Consider the following 20,017-nt stretch of genomic DNA (forward strand, 5'->3'; position numbering starts at 1 on the left):
ACTATCCTCCTTGCAGGGCGGCCCACATTTCCTGGTCGCGCTTGTCGGTCCAGATCACGGGATCGTCGATCCCGGACGCCTCGTCATAAGCGCGCGACACGTTGAACGGCAGGCAGTGTTCGTAGATCGCGAACTTCGAGAACTTCGGATCCATCACCTCGCGCGTCGCCGCCATCGATTCCTTCAAGGAGCGGCCCTTGGCGACCGACGATTCGGCGGCGCCGTAGAGCGTGGTGACGAAATCCCGGGTCATCGCGATCGCATCGCGGCCGGTCTCGAGACCCTTCAGCGCATCGCCGCGGCCCGGCGCGATCGCCTTCGGATTGAAGGCGCGGATCTCGTTCAGGGTCATCGGCCATTCGCGCAAATGCGCATCGCCGCAATAGCAGGCCGAGTGGTACTCGATGAGATCGCCGGAGAACATCACCTCGGCATCCGGCACCCAGGCGACGATATCGCCCGAGGTATGGCCGGCGCCGAGCTGCATCAGCCGCACCTCGCGCTTGCCGAGATAGATCGACATCTCGCCTTCGAAGGTCAGCGTCGGCCAGGTCAGGCCGGGGATGCTCGCGGCATCCTGGAACAGGCGCGGGAAGCGGCCATATTCGGAATCCCAATCCTGCTGGCCGCGCTCCTCGATCAGGCGATAGGTCTCCTGCGAGGCGACGATGCCCTGCGCGTGATAGGCGGAGGCGCCGAGCACGCGCACGGCGTGATAGTGCGACAGCACGACATATTTGATCGGCTTGTCGGTAACGGTCTTGACCCGCTCGATCACCTTGTTGGCCATCGCAGGCGTCGCCTGCGCGTCGAACACCAGGCAGCCGTCGTCGCCGACGATCACGGCGGTGTTGGGATCGCCTTCGGCGGTGAAGGCGTAGAGATCGGTGCCGATCTCGGAGAAGGTGACCTTCTTCTCCGCGAGATCCGTGGTCGATGCGAAACCTTTGGCCATCAGTTCAATCCTGTCCGTTTGCTCAGTGCTATTGTTGTTGCTGCTGTTGCTGCTGGCTCGCGTCGAGCGTCCGCCGCTTCGCCAGCGCGATCGCCTCGCGCAGCACGTCGAGGTCGCCGATGTGGTTGGCGAGCACCAGCACCAGCGCGGCATCGAGATCGGCGCTCTGCGCGTCGGTGAGGCCCCGATGCGCCTCGACGATGGCACGGAAGGCGTCATCGGGCTTTGCGAAGTTCGAACTGGTCGACAGCGCCATGACTGCTCCTCAGTTCAGGCCTGATGCGCGCGCCAGCGCCGCATCGAGTGCCGGCCGCGTGGCGTTGCGGAAGCGCGCCGCGACATAACCATCCGGCCGCAGCAGATAGGCGGTGCCGGGCTCGGCGTCGTAGCGCTTGCCGGCAAGGCCCTGCGCGTCGACCAGCCCGCCCTCGCCGCCGAGGCGAATGCTGCCGACGCCTTCGGGCACATCAGCGGCCGCGCCATTGCCAAACTCCAGCAGCGTGAACCGCGTTCCCTGCCTGATGAAAACCTCAGTCAGATAGCTGGAACCACCGCCCGGCTCGGTCACCGGCGCATCCAGCATCGAGGCGCCCGGCCGCGGGCCGCCGCGCCAGCTATCGCGATCGCCGCTCGACAGCGGCGTGTCGTAGACCGACGGCACCGACAGCCGGCCGCCATTGACCATGCGCTTGCCGAACTCGGTATCCTTCGCGAGCGACAGCACCGCCTGGCGCAGCCGCGCCTCCTGCTTCGTCACCGGCGCCATGAAATCGGTCGAGCGGGTCGACTCGCGGATGTTCTCGTCCGCCGCGGCGCTGCGCTCGATGTGGTAACTCTCCAGCAAGCCTTCGGGCGAGGCCCGGCGCAGCACGCGGTCGAGCTTCCACGCCAGATTCTCGGCATCCTCTAACCCGGAATTGGCGCCACGCGCGCCGAACGGCGACACCTGGTGCGCGGAATCGCCGGCGAAGATCACCCGGCCGTGGATGAACTTGGCCATCCGGCGGCACTGGAACTTGTACAGCGAGATCCACTCGAACTCGAACTTGTCGTGCCCGAGCATGCGCTCGATCCGCGGCCGCACGTTTTCGGGCTGCTTCTCGGCCACCGGATCGGCATCAGGATTGAGCTGGAGGTCGATCCGCCAGATGTCGTCGGGCTGCCTGTGCAGCAGCGCCGAGCGTCCGGCATGGAACGGCGGATCGAACCAGAACCAGCGCTCGGTCGGGAATGCCGCCGTCATCTTGACGTCGGCGATCAGGAACTGATCCTCGAACACCTGGCCTGCGAACTCCGCGCCGACCATCTGCCGGAGCGACGAGCGGGCGCCGTCGCAGGCCACGACAAACGATGCATACACCTGGTAGGAGCCTTCAGGCGTCGCAATGGTCAGCGCGACGCCGTCGTTGCGGCTCTCCAGCGCGATCACCTTGTTGCGCCAGCGCAGGTCGATGTCAGGCAGCTGTTCGACCCGATCGACCAGATAGGCCTCGGCGTAGAACTGCTGCAGATTGATGAAAGCGGGCCGCTTGTGGCCTTCCTCGGGAAGCAGGTTGAACTGGTAGAGCTGCGAGGCCCCATGGAAAATCTTGCCGACGCTCCACACCACACCCTTCTCGACCATGCGGTCACCGACGCCGAGGCGATCCCAGAACTCCAGCGAGCGTTTGGAGAAGCAGATCGCGCGCGAGCCTTCGCCGATCCGGTCGGCGTCGTCGAGCAGCACCACGCGCTGGCCGCGCTGCGCGAGGTCGATCGCCAGCGACAGCCCCACGGGTCCGGCGCCGACCACGACGACCGGGTGCTCCGCGATATTGGCGCCCGACCGCTCCTGGTCGGGGTGACGGCGATAGCCGAACTGGGTTTTGGCCTGTGCCGTATGGGCTGATGCCATTGGGTGACCCTGGATGTTCCCTCGAGCCGGCTTGTCGCTGCGGCTTGTGTGACTGGTTTGCGACGGGCACCTTGCGAGCCGGCCGCGACCTTGCTAAATTAGTCTCACTTGCAACTATCTTAAACTCCCAGTCGGGCCCGACGTCAACTCAATTTGGAGGAATTTTTGGCCAGGACCTCTGCAAGCCAGCCTCCAGCGCGGCCGCGCAGCGCCGTGGAAGCGGACCCGCGCGACGATGCCGCGGCGGCGAAGAAGCGCCTCGATCTCTTTCATTTCATGCCGTTCCGCCTGAACCGGCTGGCGGCCGAGGTGTCCTCGGCGCTGTCGAGCGAATATCAGGCGCGCTACGGCCTCGACATTCCGGAATGGCGCGTGCTCGCAACACTCGGCTTCCGCAGCGATCCCTGCAGCGCGCAATACATCGCACACTGCACCCGCACGCATAAATCGACCATCAGCCGCGCGGTATCGGCCTTGATGGAGCGCGAGATCGTCGAGCGCGTCGAGAACGCCGACGACCGCCGCGAATTCCGCCTGCAACTGACCAAAAAGGGCCAGGCACTGTACGAAGAGCTGATCCCGCGCCTGCTGCGCAAGGAGCAGGAGATCCTGTCCTGCCTCTCCGCGCAGGAACGCCGCGACCTCGGCCGCCTGCTCGGCAAGGTCGAAAGCAGCCTCGAGCTGGTGCAGACCAGCGAAGAGGCCGACGCCAAGGACGTGTATTAGGGCCACTCAACCCGTCATCCCCGCGCAAAGGCTTCGCCTTGTCGCTGGAGGAGCGCCAACGGGTCCGCGCCAAGCGCGGCCCGATGACAGGCTCCGCGCGTCTCGAAGGATGCACGGCCCGGCTGGTGGCCGTCGACCCTTCGAGACGCGCGCAAGTGCGCGCTCCTCAGGGTGACGGTGATGGAATTTTGCGCGCAGTCCCTCCACCGTCATTGCGAGCGAAGCGAAGCAATCCATGCATGCAAGCATGCGGACCGATGGATTGCTTCGTCGCTGCGCTCCTCGCAATGACGGAGCCGTCACGCTCCCTCGATATGCTTCGCGATGACCGGGAAATAATTATCCTTCGATCCCTTGTCGATCGCCTCCTGCAGCACCGTGCCGATCAGCTCAGCGCCGCGGATCCTGATGCCGGCGTCGGCGGCGAGTTCCAGTGCGTAGGACAAATCCTTCAGCGCATATTCGGTCGAGAAGGCGCGCTCCGGAAACACGCCCGGCACGATCGCCTTCATGCCGTGGTTACGCAGCGCAAAGCTGTCGGCTGAGCCCTTCGACAGCGTCTCCAGCAGCAATTTTGGATCGACGCCATTGTGCTTCGCCACCGCGACCGCCTCAGCCAGCGCATTCACGGTCTCGAACAGCACCATGTTGTTGAGGATTTTTGTCACCTGACCGGCGCCGACGTCGCCGCAATTGGTGACGTCGGTGGCAAAGCAGCGGATCAGCGGTTCGATCGCGGCATAGAGTGCAGGCACCGCGCCGACCATCACGCTGAGCGTGCCGTCCTGCGCCGCCTGCCGCGTGCGCGCGATCGGCGCGTCGGCCCAGGCCGCGCCCCTGGCCTGCAATTGTCCGGCGAAATCGCGGGTCTGGCTCACCGAGGACGTGCCGAGGTCGACCACGATTTGGCCGCTCCTCGCATTCCTCAAAATGCCGTCGCCTTCGAACACGGCACGCACATGCTTGGCGCTCGGCAGGCAGAGGAACAGCACGTCGCTCTGCTTGATGACGTCCGCCACCGAGGAGGCCACCTCGGCGCCGTCGGCGCGCAGGCGCTCGAGCGGCTCGGCCGCGAGGTCGAACACGACGACGCGCTTGCCGCTCTTCTTGACCAGGTTGCGGCAAATCGGCTCACCCATCACGCCGAGGCCGATGAAGCCGAGAGTCTTATAGTCAGTCATATCGCTACTTCTTCTTGACGTTTCTTGACGTGTTGCGGATGCGCCGCGCCCGATCGGCGAGGCTATTTCGCGAACGATCGCGACGGCGCCAGATGCAGCGCGAATGCATCGACCTTGTCGCTGGCGCGCGGATAGATCTCGCTGACGATCGGATCGTGACCGGGGATGAAGCGGTCGGGATGACCGGCAAGCCGCTCGACGGTCTCCCAGCCCTGCGCCATGTCGCCGACATTGTAGACGATCGGGAACGGGCTCTTCTTGTGCAGGTTCGCATAGTAATGCGCGGCGTCCGACGCCAGCACAACCGGGCCGCGCGCGGTCTCGACCCGCACCACCTGGAGGCCGTCGGAATGGCCGCCGACCCGATGCACGGTGACGCCCGGCGCGATCTCGCCGTCGCCGGAATGGAAGGTGACGCGCTCGCCATACACATGGCGGACCATCTGCGTGACGTGTTCGATGGAGAACGGATGGCGCAGCATGCCGTTGCACATGCAGCGGCCGGTCGCGTAGCTCATCTCGCGTTCCTGCAGATGGAATTTGGCGTTCGGAAAGCGATCCAGATTGCCGGCGTGGTCGTAATGCAGATGGGTGACGATGACGTCGCGGATCGCATCGGCGCTGACGCCGAAGCCCGCCAGCGCATCGACCGGATTGAGCGTCAGCTTGCGGGCGCGCGCCTTGGCCTCCTCGGCGTTGAAGCCGGTGTCGACCAGGATGTCACGGCCGTGGCCGCGGATCAGCCAGACGAAATAATCCAGATCCTGCGCCGTGGTGTCGTGCGGATCGGGGACCAGGAAGTTGAGGTGGGGCGTGCGCGGCGACATCGTCGCATAGCGCAGGGCATAGATTTCGTAGGCGTTTCCCATCGGTTTCGCTCTTGTTTACAGTCTTGTTGGAATGGCTTGCCGTCCCGGACACCAAGCCATCGCCGCCCGCAAAGGTCAAACCGCGCGGCGTGCGACGAGCGCATGACAGGGCAGCAAGGGCTCTGTGAGTGCAATCACATTATCGGCTCGCAGGAACCGGCACCATGTCGCGACGGCGATGGCCGCCATGACCGCATGCTGTTGCACTGCGGTCTCGTGATCGTCATCTCGACAAACGATGCTGCCGCAAGCCGTTGACGGGAGTTTGGCCGTGGTTTGATAATGGATTTTCGCTAGAGTAAGGTCCCCGGGGCGCAGGCTGGAAGCGGCGCCATTTCATTGGAATGCCGCGATCTGGATTTGCTGCGATTATGAAAATCCGCCTTGCCTTGCTCGCCACGCTGATTTTTTCAATCGCGGCGCCAACCCTGTCCTTCGCCGCCGGCGACCGTTTCGCGTTGGTCATCGGCAATGCCAAATATCCGGACGCCGACGCGCCGCTGAAGGAGCCGATCAACGACGCACGTGACGTCGCCGACGAGCTCAAGCGCGACGGCTTCACCGTCGAGGTCGGCGAGAACCTGACCGGCGACGGCATGCGCCGCGCCTTCGACCGGCTCTACGGCAAGATCAAGCCGGGCTCGGTCGCGCTGATCTTCTTCTCGGGTTACGGCATCCAGTCGAACCGGCAGAGCTACATGATCCCGATCGATGCGCAGATCTGGGCCGAGGCCGACGTTCGCCGCGACGGCTTTAGCCTCGAGAACGTGCTCGGCGAGATCAACAGCCGCGGCGCCGGAGTGAAGATCGCCCTGATCGATGCCAGCAGGCGCAACCCGTTCGAACGCCGTTTCCGCAGCTTCTCGGCGGGGCTTGCCCCGGTCATCGCACCCAACGGAACGCTGGTGATGTATTCGGCGGCGCTGTCGTCCGTCGTCTCTGACAATGGCAGCGACCACAGCCTGTTCGTGCGGGAACTTTTGAAGGAGATCCGCACCCCCGACCTGATGGCGGAGGAGACGCTGAACCGGACCCGCGTCGGCGTCACCCGGGCGTCGCGGCAGGAACAGGTGCCGTGGATCTCGTCGTCCCTGGCCGAGGATTTCTCGTTCATTCCGGGCGGTGCGGCCGCTCCAGGCGGCACGGGCGGACCGTCGCCCGCATCGCCGTCGCCCGAGGTGGCAGCGGCACCGCCGGTTACGCCGCCGCCGGCTCCGCCAGCCCCGCCCGCGGCAACGCCGACGCCGCCGGCCGCAACAGCGCCGACTCCAGCACCGGCGCAGCCGAAGCCGCCCGTTGCGGCAGCACCGGCCTCACCGCCGCCCCCGCCAAAGACGCCCGAGGTCGCGCTGCCGCCGCCCGCGCCTCCGCCACCGGTCGTGATCCAGCCCACGCCAGCGCCAAGCAATTCGCCCGTGCTCGCCGATGATCCGACGATCAAGAGCCTGAGCGAGAAACTGGACAAGAACCCCGATGACGCGGCTGCGCTGTATCGCCGCGGCCAGGTCTACGCCAGCAAGGGCGCCTACGACCTCGCGGTGAAGGACTTCACCAATTCGCTGCGGCTGAACCCGAAGGATGTCGAGGCCTACAACAACCGCTGCTGGGTCCGCACCGTGATCGGCGACCTGCAGGCGGCGCTGAAGGACTGCAACGAGGCGCTGCGGCTGCGCCCGAATTTCGTCGATGCGCTCGACAGCCGCGGGCTGATGAACCTGAAGGGCGGGCAGAACAAGAACGCCATCGCCGATTTCGACGCCGCGCTGAAGATCAACCCGCGGCTGACCTCGTCGCTGTACGGGCGCGGCCTCGCCAAGAAGCGCAACGGCGCGGTCGCGGAAGGCGATCTCGACATCGCCAACGCCAAGGCGATGGATCCGAATATCGTCAAGGAATTCACCGACTACGGCGTGCAGTGACAAATCGATCGAGGCCGTCCTGGCCTCGAACCGCGGCTGGAATTGCGCGACTAATCAGAGGGTGCGTGCCGGGTCGATGCCAGCAATCTGAAGAGTTGCATGGAACCGCGCAAGCCCGCGCAGGAGGGACCGAAATGTTCAAGCCGTCGGCGAAGGCCGCGATCCTTTCCATCATGACCGTCGGCGCCGCGCTGTCGCTGGGCATGGCGGCTGCCCGCGCCGGTGACGACGTCACCGAGGACCAGATCATCAGGGCGCTGACACCCGACAAGAAGCCGCTGACCCGCGGCCTCTCGGTCGGCCCGCAGACCACCTCGCCCGGGCTGAATGCCGACCAGGCCAAGTTCGTGCAGAGCGTCCGCGGCCGCGCCACCCGCTCGCTGTCCTCGGCGGAGCGCGAGGAAATCGCGACCATCGTGCAGGACAAGCCGAAGATCGATCTCGAGATCAACTTCGACTACAATTCCGCCGACATCAGCGCGAAGTCGCTGCCCTCGGTGCAGGCGCTCGGCCGCGCCCTGACCAACCAGGATCTGAAGGGCTCAACCTTCGTGGTCGCCGGCCACACTGACGCGGCCGGCGGTGAGGACTATAATCAGGGCCTCTCGGAGCGCCGCGCCGACGCCATCAAGCGCTATCTGGTCGACAAATACGGCATCAACGGCACCGATCTCGTCACCGTCGGCTATGGCAAGAGCAAGCTGAAGGACCCGAGCCACCCGATGGCGGACGTCAACCGGCGCGTGCAGGTCGTGAACGTGGAAAATAAGGCCACCGCGTCCAAATGATCGCGCAGCGTTGGGCGTGGCGTGCCGGCTTTTTGAGGCTACAATGCGTCCCGCACCCCGGCGGGGCGCATTTGCTTTTGGGCCCGAGGTCCGAAGCGACCCTCAGGTGACCCGCCTCACATGACGTCAGGGCATGATCCGGAACAATGGACCCCGGCCTTGCGCATGTTCAAGGACTATGATGGCGAGCGTGATGAGACTTCGACGAGCGCCCAAGACAACCCCTGTCGATACGCGGCAAGTTCTGGATTGATCCGGCGATGAATTTTTCCCAATACCTCAAGCCTGCGCTCGGCACGGTGGTCTTCCTCGCGCTGGCCATCGCCTATTACGCGTTCGAGCACCGCTCCCATCCGGAGGAGAAGGAGACGCCTGGCCAGGCGCTGGTCGTGGTGACGAAATCGACCAATGCCTGCTTCTCCGACATGGTCCGCGTCACCGGCTTCATCGTGCCGCGCCGCGAGGCGCAGGTGAATGTCGACCAGGAGGGCTCTAAAGTCACCGACGTGCTGGTCCGCGAGGGCGATATTGTCACCGAGAACCAGGAACTGGCGCGGCTCACCCCGCCGCCGCAGCAGGCCGCCCAGGCCAATGCCAAGCCGATCGTGCTGCGTGCGCCGGCGGCGGGCCTGATCACCGAGGTACGCACCGCGCCCGGCGCGCCGGCCTCGCCGCAGGCGCCTCCGATGTTCAAGATCTCGATCGGCAACGAGATCGAGCTCGACGCCGAGGTGCCGGGCTTCCAGCTCCTGAAGCTCAATCCCGGCGCCAATGTGCGGATCAGCCGCGACGATGCGCCCGACATGGTCGGCAAGGTGCGCCAGATCTCGCCGCAGATCGACCGCACCACCCAGCTCGGGCACGTCCGCATCACCATCAACAACAATCCGACGCTGAAGGTCGGCATGTTCGCGCGCGCCAATATCGACGCCAAGCGCTCCTGCGGCGTCGCGGTGCCGCGCACCGCGATCGACCGCCTGACCTTGCAGGTCGTGAAGGGCAACACGGTCGAGACCCGCAAGGTGCGCGTCGGGCTGACCTCCGACACCTCGACCGAAATCCTTGAAGGCCTCGACGTCGGCGAAATCGTCGTGGCCGATGCTGGCACCTCGCTGCATGACGGCGACCAGATCAAGACCATGTTCGCCGACGAACTCGATCGCACGCGATCACGGTAACCGGGCACATCAATGGCTTTGAACATCTCGGCATGGTCGATCCGGAACCCGCTTCCCTCGATCGTCTTCTCCATCATCCTGCTCGTGCTGGGCTGGGTCTCCTTCACCAAGCTCGCGGTGACCCGGCTGCCGAGCGCCGACATTCCGGTGATCTCGGTCGCGGTCTCGCAGTTCGGCGCAGCGCCGTCGGAACTTGAATCGCAGGTCACCAAGACGATCGAAGACGGCGTCTCCGGCGTCGAGGGCGTGCGCCACATCTCGTCCTCGATCACCGACGGCCTGTCGGTGACCACGATCCAGTTCGCGCTGGAGACCAACACCGACCGCGCGCTCAACGACGTCAAGGACGCGGTGACGCGCGTGCGCGCCAACCTGCCGCAGAACGTCACCGAGCCATTGATCCAGCGCGTCGACGTGATCGGCCTGCCGATTGTCACTTATGCTGCGATCTCGCCCGGCAAGACGCCGGAGCAGCTGTCATATTTTGTCGACGACGTGGTCAAGCGCGCATTGCAGGGCGTGCGCGGCGTCGCCCAGGTCGAGCGCATCGGCGGCGTCGAGCGCGAGATCCTGGTCTCGCTCGATCCCGACAAGCTGCAGGCGGTAGGGCTCACCGCGGTCAATGTCAGCCAGATCCTGCGCGGCACCAATGTCGATGTCGCCGGCGGCCGCGCCGAGATCGGCAAGAACGACCAGGCGATCCGCACGCTGGCCGGCGCCAAGACGCTGAACGAGCTTGCCGGAACCATGATTCCGCTGTTCGGCGGCGGCGAGATCCGGCTCGACGATCTCGGCACCGTCACCGACACCATCGCCGACCGGCGCACCTTCGCCCGCTTCAACGGCGAGCCGGTGGTGGCGCTCGGCATCAAGCGCTCCAAGGGCGCCAGCGACGTCGTGGTCGCGGCCGCGGTGCAGAAGCGGATCGACGCCCTGAAGGTCGCCTACCCCGACGTCGACCTCAAGCTGATCGACACCTCGGTCGAATTCACCAAGGGCAATTACGAGGCCGCGATCTCGACCCTGTTCGAGGGCGCGATCCTCGCCGTCATCATCGTGCTGCTGTTCCTGCGCGACATGCGCGCCACGATCATCGCGGCGGTCTCGTTGCCGCTGTCGATCTTCCCGGCATTCTGGGCGATGGACCTGCTCGGCTTCTCGCTCAACCTGGTCTCCTTCCTCGCCATCACGCTGTCGACCGGCATCCTGGTCGACGACGCCATCGTCGAGATCGAGAACATCGTCCGCCACATGCGGATGGGCAAGACGCCCTATCGCGCGGCGCTCGAAGCCGCCGACGAGATCGGCCTTGCGGTGATCGCGATCTCGCTCACCATCATCGCGATCTTTGCTCCCGCGAGCTTCATGTCGGGGATCGCCGGACAGTTCTTCAAGCAGTTCGGCATCACCGTATCGGTGCAGGTGTTCTTCTCGCTGCTCGCCGCGCGCTTCGTGACGCCGATGCTGGCCGCCTATTTTCTCAAGCATCATGACCACGACGACCCGCCGCCCGGCCGCATCCTGCGCACCTATCACAGCCTCGTCACCTGGTCGGTGAAGCACTATTTCATCACCGTGCTGATCGGCTTTGCGATCTTCGCCGCGTCGATCTGGAGCATCACGCTGCTGCCGCAGGGCTTCCTGCCCGCGCAGGATACCGCGCGCTCGCTGCTCGCGATGGAGCTGCCGCCCGGTTCGCAGCTCGCCTACACCGAGAAGGTCACCGAGGAGATCGTGGCGCGCTTGCGCAAGCGGCCCGAGGTGAAGAGCGTGTTCGTCGACGGCGGCCGCGTGCCGCCGGGCATCCAGGAGGTGCGCCGCGCCGCGCTGATCATCAACTATACGCCGAAGGCTGACCGCAAGATCACCCAGCGCGAGCTCGAACTGTCGATCGGCAAGGACCTCGATAACGTCCCTGACATCAGGTTCTGGTTCCTCGACGAGAACGGCCTGCGTGCCATCTCGCTGGTGGTGACCGGCACCGACAGCAACATCGTCAACAACGTCGCCAGCGAGCTGGCGACGCAGATGAAGCGGATCCCGATCATCGCCAACGTGATCTCGGAGACCGCGCTCGACCGGCCCGAGCTGCGCATCCGTCCGCGCGCCGAGCTCGCGGCACGGCTCGGCGTCTCGACCGAGAGCCTGTCGCAGACCATCCGCGTCGCCACCATCGGCGATGTCGGCCCGGCGCTCGCCAAGTTCGACGCCGGCGACCGCCAGGTGCCGATCCGCGTCCAGCTCGAGGACAATGCGCGCAGCGACCTGCAGATGTTGCAGCAGCTGCGGGTTCCGCTCGGCCAGCGCGGCGAGCGCGGCGGCGTACCGCTGTCAGTCGTGGCCGACATCCAGCTCGACCAGGGCCCGACCAGCATCAACCGCTACGACCGCGAGCGGCAGGCCACCGTCGCCGCCGACCTGGTCGGCAATGCCGCGCTCGGCGACGCCACCAAGCTGATCTACGACCTGCCGGTCATGAAGAGCCTGCCGAAGGGCGTGAAGGTCAGCCCGTCCGGCGACGCCGAGAGCCTCGCCGAGCTGTCCGACGGCTTCGCCACCGCGATCACCGCCGGCCTGATGATGGTCTATGCCGTGCTGGTGCTGCTGTTCGGCACCTTCCTGCAGCCGATCACCATCCTGTTCTCGCTGCCGCTCTCGATCGGCGGCGCGATCGGCGCGCTGCTCCTGACCGGCAAGCAGCTCACCACGCCGGTGTGGATCGGCATCCTGATGCTGATGGGCATCGTCACCAAGAACGCCATCATGCTGGTGGAGTTCGCGGTGGAGGCGATCCGCGACGGCAAGGCGCGCGAGGAGGCGATGATCGACGCCGGCATGAAGCGCGCCCGTCCGATCGTGATGACCACGATCGCGATGGCAGCCGGCATGATGCCGTCAGCGCTGGCGTTCGGCGCCGGCGGCGAATTCCGCTCGCCGATGGCGCTCGCGGTGATCGGCGGCCTGATCTTCTCGACCGTGCTGTCGCTGGTGTTCGTGCCGGCGATGTTCATGGTGATGGACGATATCGGCAACCTGATCTGGCGCTTCGGCAAGCGGCTCGTGGTCTCGCATGCCGACCACGAGCTGACCCCGAGCGAGAACAAGACCGACGAGACCAAGCGGCAGGGCGGCCCGCCCAGCATGATCTCGCCCGCCGCGGAGTAAGCCCCGCAGCCCCCTGCTGAAAGTTGTGCGCCAACCGCACTCGCGGCGTGGTAGAGTGCCGGACTTTCAGACGGAGAGGAGGGCTCCCTATGACAGATCGTGAAACAATGCAGCGCTTGGTCACTCAGGCCTACACCGCTCGCGGCAAGGGTGACATTGATTCATTGATGGACACATTTGGTCCCAATTCGAGCTTCGAACTGGTCGGTGACAAGAAGGCCCTTCATTTGACGGGCGCCGTTGAGGGGCATGCAAATATCACGCAGGCGCTGGCGCAGTTCATCACGGCCTTCGAGTTCATGGATCGCAAGATCACGAGCTTTCTCGTCGACGGCGATCGGGCTGCCGTGCATTCGACCATCACCGTTTACTTCATTCCGAAGAAGATCACCTTCACCACGGATGTGCTCGATCTCTTCAGGTTCGAAAATGGCAAGATCGCCGAGCTCGTCGAGTTCGCCGATACGGCGCTCTTGAAGCACATAACGTCGCCCTAGCGCTCCAGTCAGTAGAGCCTCGTGCGATAGGCCTCTTCCATCGCCTTCTCGGCGACCTCGACCTCCACCGCGGCGGTCTGCTCGGCGATGATCCGGCCGAGCGTCGGAAAGCTCTGGCGCTCGACCTGCGCGGCGGGATTCCACAGCTTCGAGCGCATCAGCGCCTTGCCGCAATGGAAATAGGTTTCGTCGACATGCACCTTGAGGCCGATGATCGGCGTGACGTTCTGCACGGTCAGCGGCGTCAGAAGGTCCGGCTCCTGCGAGATCTCGGCCCGCCCGTTGACGCGCAGCGTCTCGTTGATGCCGGGCACCATGAAGATCAGCCCGATCCCGGGCGAGGCGATGATATTGCCGAACGTATCGACGCGGTTGTTGCCGCGACGGTCCGGGATCAGCAGCGTCTTGTCGTCGATCACCGAAACGAAGCCCGGCGCGTCGCCGCGCGGACTGGCGTCGGCATGGCCCTTGCCGTCGCTGGAGGCGATCACCAGGAACGGCGACAGCGCAATGAAGTCGCGGCAGAACTTGTCGAGATGGTGGAGGACCTTCTTCTCGGCAAGCGGGCTCACTTGCCCGAAATGGCCGCGGAGATCCTCCTGCGATTTGACCGGCGGCTTGCCGCCCGCGCCCTGGTTGTCCATGAGGAACCTCCCGTTTCCATTCCCGCACCGAAGTAGAGTGCGGGAACAGCATAGTCCAGACCGCAGAAGCGCGCATCCGCCGGCGCTTTCGCCGCGATATTCAAGCGCAAGCTCGGCTCCGGGGCCGATTGAGGCAGGCGGATTTGCGTCGCGCAGACGCGAAATGCAAAACCCCTGCGGTCAACGGGAAAGACCGCAGGGGTTTGCAGGTGGATGGCGTGAGGCCAGCAAGGCTGGGTGTCACCCCAAGGACCGGCGGGCCGATGAAAGCGATACCGGCCTCGTCATGCAAGCAAGTCTTTTAGGCAGGAGTACGTCAACATTCGCAAAAAACGCGCGCGAGAGGATCGGTTTCTCGCGCGCGTTGCAGGCAATCATCCAGCTTCTCGTTTGACGCGACTTCGCTCGACAACGCTCTAGTCGTTGCGCGCGACCGCCGTCAGCTTTGACATATTGTGCAACATGATCCGCCCGCGTTGCAGGTCGACGATGCCGTCCTTGCGCCAGGTCTGCAGTTGCCGGTTGACGCTCTCGCGCGCGGCGCCGACGAAGATGCCGAGCTGTTCCTGCGAGATGTGCACCTCTGAACCGAAATCCTCGGCCAGCGCGCACAGCCGGCGTGCGAGGCGCACCGGCAACGGCTGCAGCACGGATTCTTCCATTCGCTCGCTCTGCCAGCGGATGCGCTGGCACAGCAATGCAATCAGCCTGACCGCGACCTTCGGCTCGCGCTCGAGGAAGCCGAGGAAATCCTCCCGGCGCAAGACGAACAATTCGGTCGGCTCGCCCGCAGTGGCATCCGCGGTGCGATCCTGACCGTCGAGCACGGCGACTTCGCCGAACAGATCGCCAGGCCCCATGAAGTTCAGTGTGAGCCGGCTGCCGTCGGAGGCTCCGGTTTCGATCCGCATCTGGCCGCGGCGGACCCCAAACAGGGCATCGCCGGGATCGCCTTTCTGGAACAGCACCTCGCCGTTGGCGAGTTGCTGGGTGTGGCAGAGGCCGGCAAGCCGCTGCAACTCGTCCGCACCGAGATCGGCGAACATCGGGTTCATCTTCAGAATGACCGCAAATTCGGCCTGTTTGCTCATTTTATTTGCCTTCCAAATCCATCCGAGCGGTCCCCTGACGCCCGGTTAGCAAAATCACCCACATAAGAGTGTGTGAGAGGTCACATAAGTTCATGCTGGTAACGGATTATTTTTCCGGTCATTGGAGCGAGGTCCCGTTTGCGGGATAATCTCGTGCGATCGACCGTGTCTTTCCGCGGTGGAACCCTGCTTGCCCGGCCTGGAACGACGATATGAGAGCACTGAAATTCGCCGGGGCCGCCATCGCTGTCGTGATCGTGATCATCGCGCTGGTGGCCGCGGTTGGAATCCCGTCCTCCTACCTGACATCCGCGATCACCGAGCGGGTCGAGCGTGAGACCGGCTACAAGCTCACCATCAATGGCGGCGCCAGGATTGGCCTGTGGCCGACGGTCAACCTGACGCTCAGTGACGTCGTGTTGCAGGATCCGCGGGAGCGCGAGGCCAACAACCGCTTTGCCGCCAGCAGCGTCGAAGCCGAAATGACGCTGTCGAGCCTGTGGTCGGGCCGACCCGATATCACCGACCTCGTGATCGTCAAGCCGCTGATCAATCTGCCGCTGCAGCGTGAGCGCACCCGCGACCACAATCCGCCGGCGAAGTCGTCCGCATCCGACAATGGCGGCATCACGATCCGGCATGTCGGCGTCAGCGGCGGCACCATCGTGTTCGCCAATGTGCGCGACCGGGTCGAGAACCGGATCGAGGCGCTTAATGTCGATGCGACGGTCGGCGACGACCGCAAGATCGTCGTCACCGGTGACGCGCGAACGGGCGACAAGCCGCTGAAGTTCGAAATCCGTGCGACCGCGCCGCAAGCATCCCTCGAACGTCAGAACGTGCCGGCCGAATTCACCATCGATGCCCCCAGCCTGTTGCCTGCCGCGATCAAGGCCAATGCCGAGCTGCGCTTGAACGGCACGGTGATGATGTTCAACGGCGTGTCCGGCACGCTCGGTGACGGCGGCTTCACCGGCTGGGCCTCGGTCGACTTCGCCAGCAACAAGCCGCTGGTGAAGCTCGATCTCGACTTCCAGCGCATCTCGATCGCGACCACGCCGGGACAGCCCGACACCACGCAGCCATTGGGCACCAACAGCTGGAGCAACGCGTCGATCGATCTCAAAGGGCTCAACTATGTCGATGCGCAGGCGCGTATCTCGGCGGCGGAGCTCGTGATCGGCGACGGCGGCTTTGCGCAGGCTGCGATCGATGCGTCCATCGACAGCGGCGTGCTGAAGGGCAAGCTCGCCAATCTCGGCGCCTATGAGGGCACCGCCAATGCCGACGTCACCATCGACGCGCGGACTGCCACTCCAGCCTACGTGCTGCGGCTCGATCTCGCCGGCGTGCGCGCGCTGCCGGTGCTGAAGAGCCTCGCCGAGTTCGACAAGCTCGACGGCAGGATGCAGGCGAAGATCGCGCTGACCTCGCAGGGCACCAGCGAGCGCGCCATCGTCGGCAATCTCGGCGGCACCGCCTTCGTCGTGTTCCAGAACGGCAAGATCCTCGGCCTCAACGTCGCGCAGATGATCCGCAACCTCACCACCAGCACCTTGTCGGGCTGGCAGCAGAGCCAGGAGCTGTCGACTGATCTCAGCCAGCTCTCGGCCTCGTTCAAGGTCGACAAGGGCCAGGCCGTCACCACCGATCTCAATTTGATCGGGCCGCTGGTGAAGATGACCGGGGTCGGCACCATCGATCTCAACACCCGCCAGATCGGGTTCCGCGTCGAGCCGCAGCTCGTGATGACCACCGAAGGCCAGGGCCGCGCCGGCAATCCGGTCGGGCTCGGCATCCCCGTGATGCTCGAGGGTCCCTGGGTGGCCCCGCGGATCTATCCCGAGATGCAGGGCATCCTCGACAATCCCGAGGCCGCCTATGCCAAGCTCAAGGAGATGGGCAAGGGCCTGTTCGGGGCGAATGGCCTGAGCCAGGGCCTCAACGGACTGAGCAATCTCCTCAACGGCGTGCAGGGCGGTGGAACCGCACCGCAGCCCGGCACCGGCCAGGCTCCGGGCGCGGCCGGCCAGAGCAACCCGCTCGGCGGGCAGCTCGGCGACACCATCGGGAACCTGCTGCAGCAGGGCCTCTCCACCCTGAACCAGGGCAACGCCTCCCGCCCGAGTCGCAGCCTCGCCAGGCCCGAGGCAAACGCGCCGCCCGCCGCCGACCAGGCCTCGCCACCCGCTCCTCCGCCGGCCGACACCGCCGAGCAGCACGACAGCCCCGCGATGAACGACGTGCTGCGCGAGCTGTTCAAGCGCTGATATTTCCGCATACTCGCTGTCGTCCTGGCGAAAGCCAGGACCCATTACCCCGAATGGTGGCTATGGCGCCGCGCTGGGGCCGCGATCCCGCTCATCATGGGATGGCGGTGGTTATGGGTCCTGGCTTTCGCCAGGACGACGTGGAGAGAGTGTGCCGCTTACTCCGCTTCCGCTGACGGTTCGCCCTTCCAACTCAAAACCTCCTATCCGGCGGTAACCATGCGGCCCGCGGGACCAGCCTTGCCCTGCCGATCCGTGCTAAACAGCAGCACATAATGCGGCGCACCCGACGGGATTGGAGGGGACGGACGAGGCTGAATGAACGGGGCTACGGACAAGGGCAAGAACTGGTTCCTGCGCGGCGGCCTGTTCGCCAAATACGTCCTCGCGCTGGTCGGCCTTGTCGTGTTCGTGCTGGCGGTCAACGGCGCGCTCGAGACCTGGATCAGCTATCGCGGCATCAAGAGCACGCTCACTGACGCGATGAGCGAGAAGGCGGACGCCACCGCCAAGCGCATCGAGCAGTCGATCTCCGACCTCGAGCGCCAGATCTCCTGGGTGACCCGCGCCTCCTCCAACACCATCGAGCTGCGCCGCGCCGACTACGCCCAGCTGCTCGGCCAGGTGCCGGCGGTGAGCCAGCTCACGCTGATCGACGGCCAGGGCCGCGAGTTGCTGCGGCTGTCGCGCCAGACCGTCACAGTGAACTCCAACACCGACCTCTCCCGCGACCTCCGCTTCATCGAGACCGTCAGCCGCGGCACCGCCTACGCGCCGGCGTATTTCCGCGACGAGCGGCCCTATATGTCGATCGGCGAGCAGCATTCCGGCTTCAATGCCGGCGTCACCGTGGCCGAGATCGACCTGCGCTTCCTCACCGACTATTTCGGCGATTCCCAGGTCGGCCGCCTCGCCTATGCCTATGTCGTCGACGCCAAGGGCCGGGTGCTGGCGAGCTCGTCGAAGGGACCGGAGATCGGCAAGGATCTCGCCGCGCTGCCGCAGGTCGCGGCCGTGCTGTCGCCGAGCGGCAAGCCGGTCGCGTCCGGCAAGGATGTCGACGGCAACGCAGTGCTGACCACGGCGGCATCGGCACCAAACCTCGGCTGGCACGTGTTCTATGAGCAGCCGACCGCGCAGGCGCTGTCGCCGATCCGCGACCAGCTGGTGCGCATCGCGCTGTTGATCGCGCTCGGCCTCGTGGTCGCGATCATCGCCGGCACGATCCTGGCACGGCGGATGCTGGTGCCGATCACCGCCCTTCGCGCCGGCGCGCGGCGGCTAGGGGCCGGCGACTTCGGCCATCGCATCGAGGTGAAGACCGCGGACGAACTTGAGGAGCTCGCCGGCCAGTTCAACAGCATGGCGGGGCAGCTGGCCGAGACTTACTCCGATCTCGAATGGAAGGTGAAGGAGCGCACCCGCGACCTCGCGCAATCGATCAACGAGCTGAAGGTGCTGGAGGAGGTCGGCCGCGCGGTGGCGTCCTCGCTCGACCTCAACGCCGTGCTGCCGACGGTCGCCGCCCGCGCGCTCGAGATCACCCATGCCGACGCCGTGCTGATCTATGGCTATGACGCCGCGCAGCGCGCTTTCAACCTGACGCAATCGATCGGCATCAAGAGCGCGGCTGACGGGGGTCATCGCGCGATCGACGCCGATCACAGCCCGCTCGGCGAGGCCGCGGCGAAAGGTGAGCCGCTGGCGTTCCCCGACCTTACAGATCAGCCCGATCATCCCCTGCGCGATGTCGTGGTCGGCGCCGGCTTCCACTCGGTGCTCATCGTGCCGCTGGTCGATCAGCAGGGCGTGCTCGGCGCGCTGGTGGTGCTGCGCAAGGTTGCCGGCGATTTCCCTGCGGGCCTGATCGGCTTGATGAAGACCTTTGCGCACCAGGCGGTGCTGGCGATGCGCAATGCGCGGCTGTTCACCGAAGTGGACCAGAAGAGCCACGCGCTGGAACGGGCCAACAGCACCGTGCGCGAGCAGGCCGACAAGCTGCGCGAGCAGACCGAGGCGCTGAAGGACTGGAACAAGTCGCTGGAGGCGCGGGTCGAGACCCAGCTCGGCGAGATCGAGCGCATCCGCAAGCTCGAGCGCTTCCTGGCGCCGCAGGTGGCGCAGCTGATCGCTTCGTCGGACAATCCCGAGGGCCTGCTCGAGAGCCACCGCCGCGAGGTCACCGTGGTGTTCTGCGATCTGCGCGGCTTTACGGCCTTCACCGAGGCGACCGAGCCCGAGGAGGCGATGAACGTGCTGCGCGAATATCACGCAGCGCTCGGCAAGCTGATCTTCAAATATGAAGGCACGCTCGACAAATATGCCGGCGACGGCGTGATGATCCTGTTCAACGCGCCGATCCAGCTCGCCGACCACACCGCGCGCGCCGTGAAGATGGCGGTGGAGATGCGCGACACGGTCGGCCCGCTGACCGAGAAGTGGCGCAATCGCGGGCATAGTTTGGGTTTCGGCATCGGCATCGCGCTCGGCTATGCCACGCTCGGCCAGGTCGGCTTCGAGCAGCGGCTTGAATACGCCGCGATCGGCAGCGTCACCAACCTCGCCTCCCGCCTGTGCGGCGAGGCCAAGCCCAACCAGATCGTGGTGAGCCGCCGCGTCTACGGCATGGTCGAAGCTTGCGTCGAAGGCCGCGCCATCGACGACCTCGTGGTGAAGGGATTCAACCATCCGATCCTGGCCGCGGAGATCCTGAGCTGGAAGGGCGAGCCATCGGCGGAGGCGGCGGCGGAGTGACGCTGCTCGCTCCACGCGTCATTGCGAGGCGAGGCTGACGGCGGCTGCGAGCGGAACCCGTTACCGCAAAACCTTGCATTCGCGCG

The 20,017-nt window shown here is 65.4% G+C and carries 15 protein-coding genes; 8 read left to right on the forward strand and 7 right to left on the reverse strand.

The window, feature by feature from the left end:
* Position 1: 1 nt before the first annotated feature.
* Genes BI327_RS28915 through BI327_RS28925 form a run of 3 tightly spaced genes read right to left on the reverse strand, consistent with a single transcriptional unit; the run spans position 2 to position 2,849 of the window.
* Positions 2–955 (reverse strand): MBL fold metallo-hydrolase, encoded by a 954-nt coding sequence (locus BI327_RS28915; protein ID WP_074129956.1) that lies wholly within the window; start codon positions 953–955, stop codon positions 2–4.
* Between the two features lie 28 nt (positions 956–983).
* Positions 984–1,211, reverse strand: a complete 228-nt coding sequence (locus BI327_RS28920) for a DUF2783 domain-containing protein (protein WP_050425419.1) — start codon at positions 1,209–1,211, stop codon at positions 984–986.
* A 9-nt stretch (positions 1,212–1,220) separates the two neighbouring features.
* Complete coding sequence (locus BI327_RS28925; protein WP_076864661.1) at positions 1,221–2,849, reverse strand: FAD-dependent oxidoreductase; 1,629 nt, start codon at positions 2,847–2,849, stop codon at positions 1,221–1,223.
* Between the two features lie 165 nt (positions 2,850–3,014).
* Here BI327_RS28925 and BI327_RS28930 point away from each other — a divergent pair, with 165 nt between their 5' ends.
* Positions 3,015–3,575, forward strand: coding sequence for a MarR family winged helix-turn-helix transcriptional regulator (locus BI327_RS28930; RefSeq protein WP_076864662.1), 561 nt, complete (start codon positions 3,015–3,017; stop codon positions 3,573–3,575).
* A 299-nt stretch (positions 3,576–3,874) separates the two neighbouring features.
* On the opposite strand, the gene BI327_RS28935 is transcribed toward BI327_RS28930, so the two are convergent.
* Both BI327_RS28935 and BI327_RS28940 read right to left on the reverse strand, forming a co-directional pair.
* The gene (locus BI327_RS28935; RefSeq protein ID WP_283807820.1) at positions 3,875–4,861 is read right to left on the reverse strand and encodes an NAD(P)-dependent oxidoreductase; all 987 of its coding nucleotides are present in this window, start codon (positions 4,859–4,861) and stop codon (positions 3,875–3,877) included.
* The gene (locus tag BI327_RS28940) at positions 4,819–5,625 is read right to left on the reverse strand and encodes an N-acyl homoserine lactonase family protein (RefSeq protein ID WP_050631102.1); all 807 of its coding nucleotides are present in this window, start codon (positions 5,623–5,625) and stop codon (positions 4,819–4,821) included. The genes BI327_RS28935 and BI327_RS28940 overlap by 43 nt, the downstream gene beginning before the upstream one ends.
* Positions 5,626–5,996: 371 nt before the next feature.
* Between BI327_RS28940 and BI327_RS28945 the strand changes: the two genes are divergently transcribed.
* The 5 genes from BI327_RS28945 (at position 5,997) to BI327_RS28965 (ending at position 13,172) form a co-directional block, all read left to right on the forward strand.
* A complete protein-coding gene (locus BI327_RS28945) occupies positions 5,997–7,544 on the forward strand; it encodes a caspase family protein (protein ID WP_076864664.1) in 1,548 nt (515 codons plus the stop codon).
* Between the two features lie 134 nt (positions 7,545–7,678).
* Positions 7,679–8,332 (forward strand): OmpA family protein, encoded by a 654-nt coding sequence (locus BI327_RS28950; RefSeq protein WP_076864665.1) that lies wholly within the window; start codon positions 7,679–7,681, stop codon positions 8,330–8,332.
* Between the two features lie 260 nt (positions 8,333–8,592).
* The gene (locus tag BI327_RS28955) at positions 8,593–9,510 is read left to right on the forward strand and encodes an efflux RND transporter periplasmic adaptor subunit (RefSeq protein WP_076864666.1); all 918 of its coding nucleotides are present in this window, start codon (positions 8,593–8,595) and stop codon (positions 9,508–9,510) included.
* Between the two features lie 12 nt (positions 9,511–9,522).
* Positions 9,523–12,675 carry an efflux RND transporter permease subunit gene (locus tag BI327_RS28960; protein WP_076864667.1) on the forward strand — a complete coding sequence of 1,051 codons (3,153 nt, stop codon included), beginning with the start codon at positions 9,523–9,525 and terminating at the stop codon, positions 12,673–12,675.
* Between the two features lie 89 nt (positions 12,676–12,764).
* Positions 12,765–13,172, forward strand: coding sequence for a nuclear transport factor 2 family protein (locus BI327_RS28965; RefSeq protein ID WP_076864668.1), 408 nt, complete (start codon positions 12,765–12,767; stop codon positions 13,170–13,172).
* A gap of 8 nt (positions 13,173–13,180) precedes the next feature.
* Here BI327_RS28965 and BI327_RS28970 read toward each other — a convergent pair whose 3' ends face one another.
* Both BI327_RS28970 and BI327_RS28975 read right to left on the reverse strand, forming a co-directional pair.
* Positions 13,181–13,816: a pyridoxamine 5'-phosphate oxidase family protein gene (locus BI327_RS28970; RefSeq protein ID WP_076864669.1), complete on the reverse strand. Its 636-nt coding sequence runs from the start codon at positions 13,814–13,816 to the stop codon at positions 13,181–13,183.
* A gap of 416 nt (positions 13,817–14,232) precedes the next feature.
* Complete coding sequence (locus BI327_RS28975) at positions 14,233–14,907, reverse strand: Crp/Fnr family transcriptional regulator (protein WP_076864670.1); 675 nt, start codon at positions 14,905–14,907, stop codon at positions 14,233–14,235.
* Positions 14,908–15,119: 212 nt separating this feature from the next.
* Here BI327_RS28975 and BI327_RS28980 point away from each other — a divergent pair, with 212 nt between their 5' ends.
* Positions 15,120–17,177, forward strand: a complete 2,058-nt coding sequence (locus tag BI327_RS28980) for an AsmA family protein (protein WP_076864671.1) — start codon at positions 15,120–15,122, stop codon at positions 17,175–17,177.
* 318 nt (positions 17,178–17,495) lie between these two features.
* Positions 17,496–19,931 (forward strand): adenylate/guanylate cyclase domain-containing protein, encoded by a 2,436-nt coding sequence (locus tag BI327_RS28985; RefSeq protein WP_076864672.1) that lies wholly within the window; start codon positions 17,496–17,498, stop codon positions 19,929–19,931.
* Positions 19,932–20,017: the final 86 nt, after the last annotated feature.

This window comes from Bradyrhizobium mercantei (assembly GCF_001982635.1).
GTDB classification, from domain to species: Bacteria; Pseudomonadota; Alphaproteobacteria; order Rhizobiales; family Xanthobacteraceae; genus Bradyrhizobium; species Bradyrhizobium mercantei.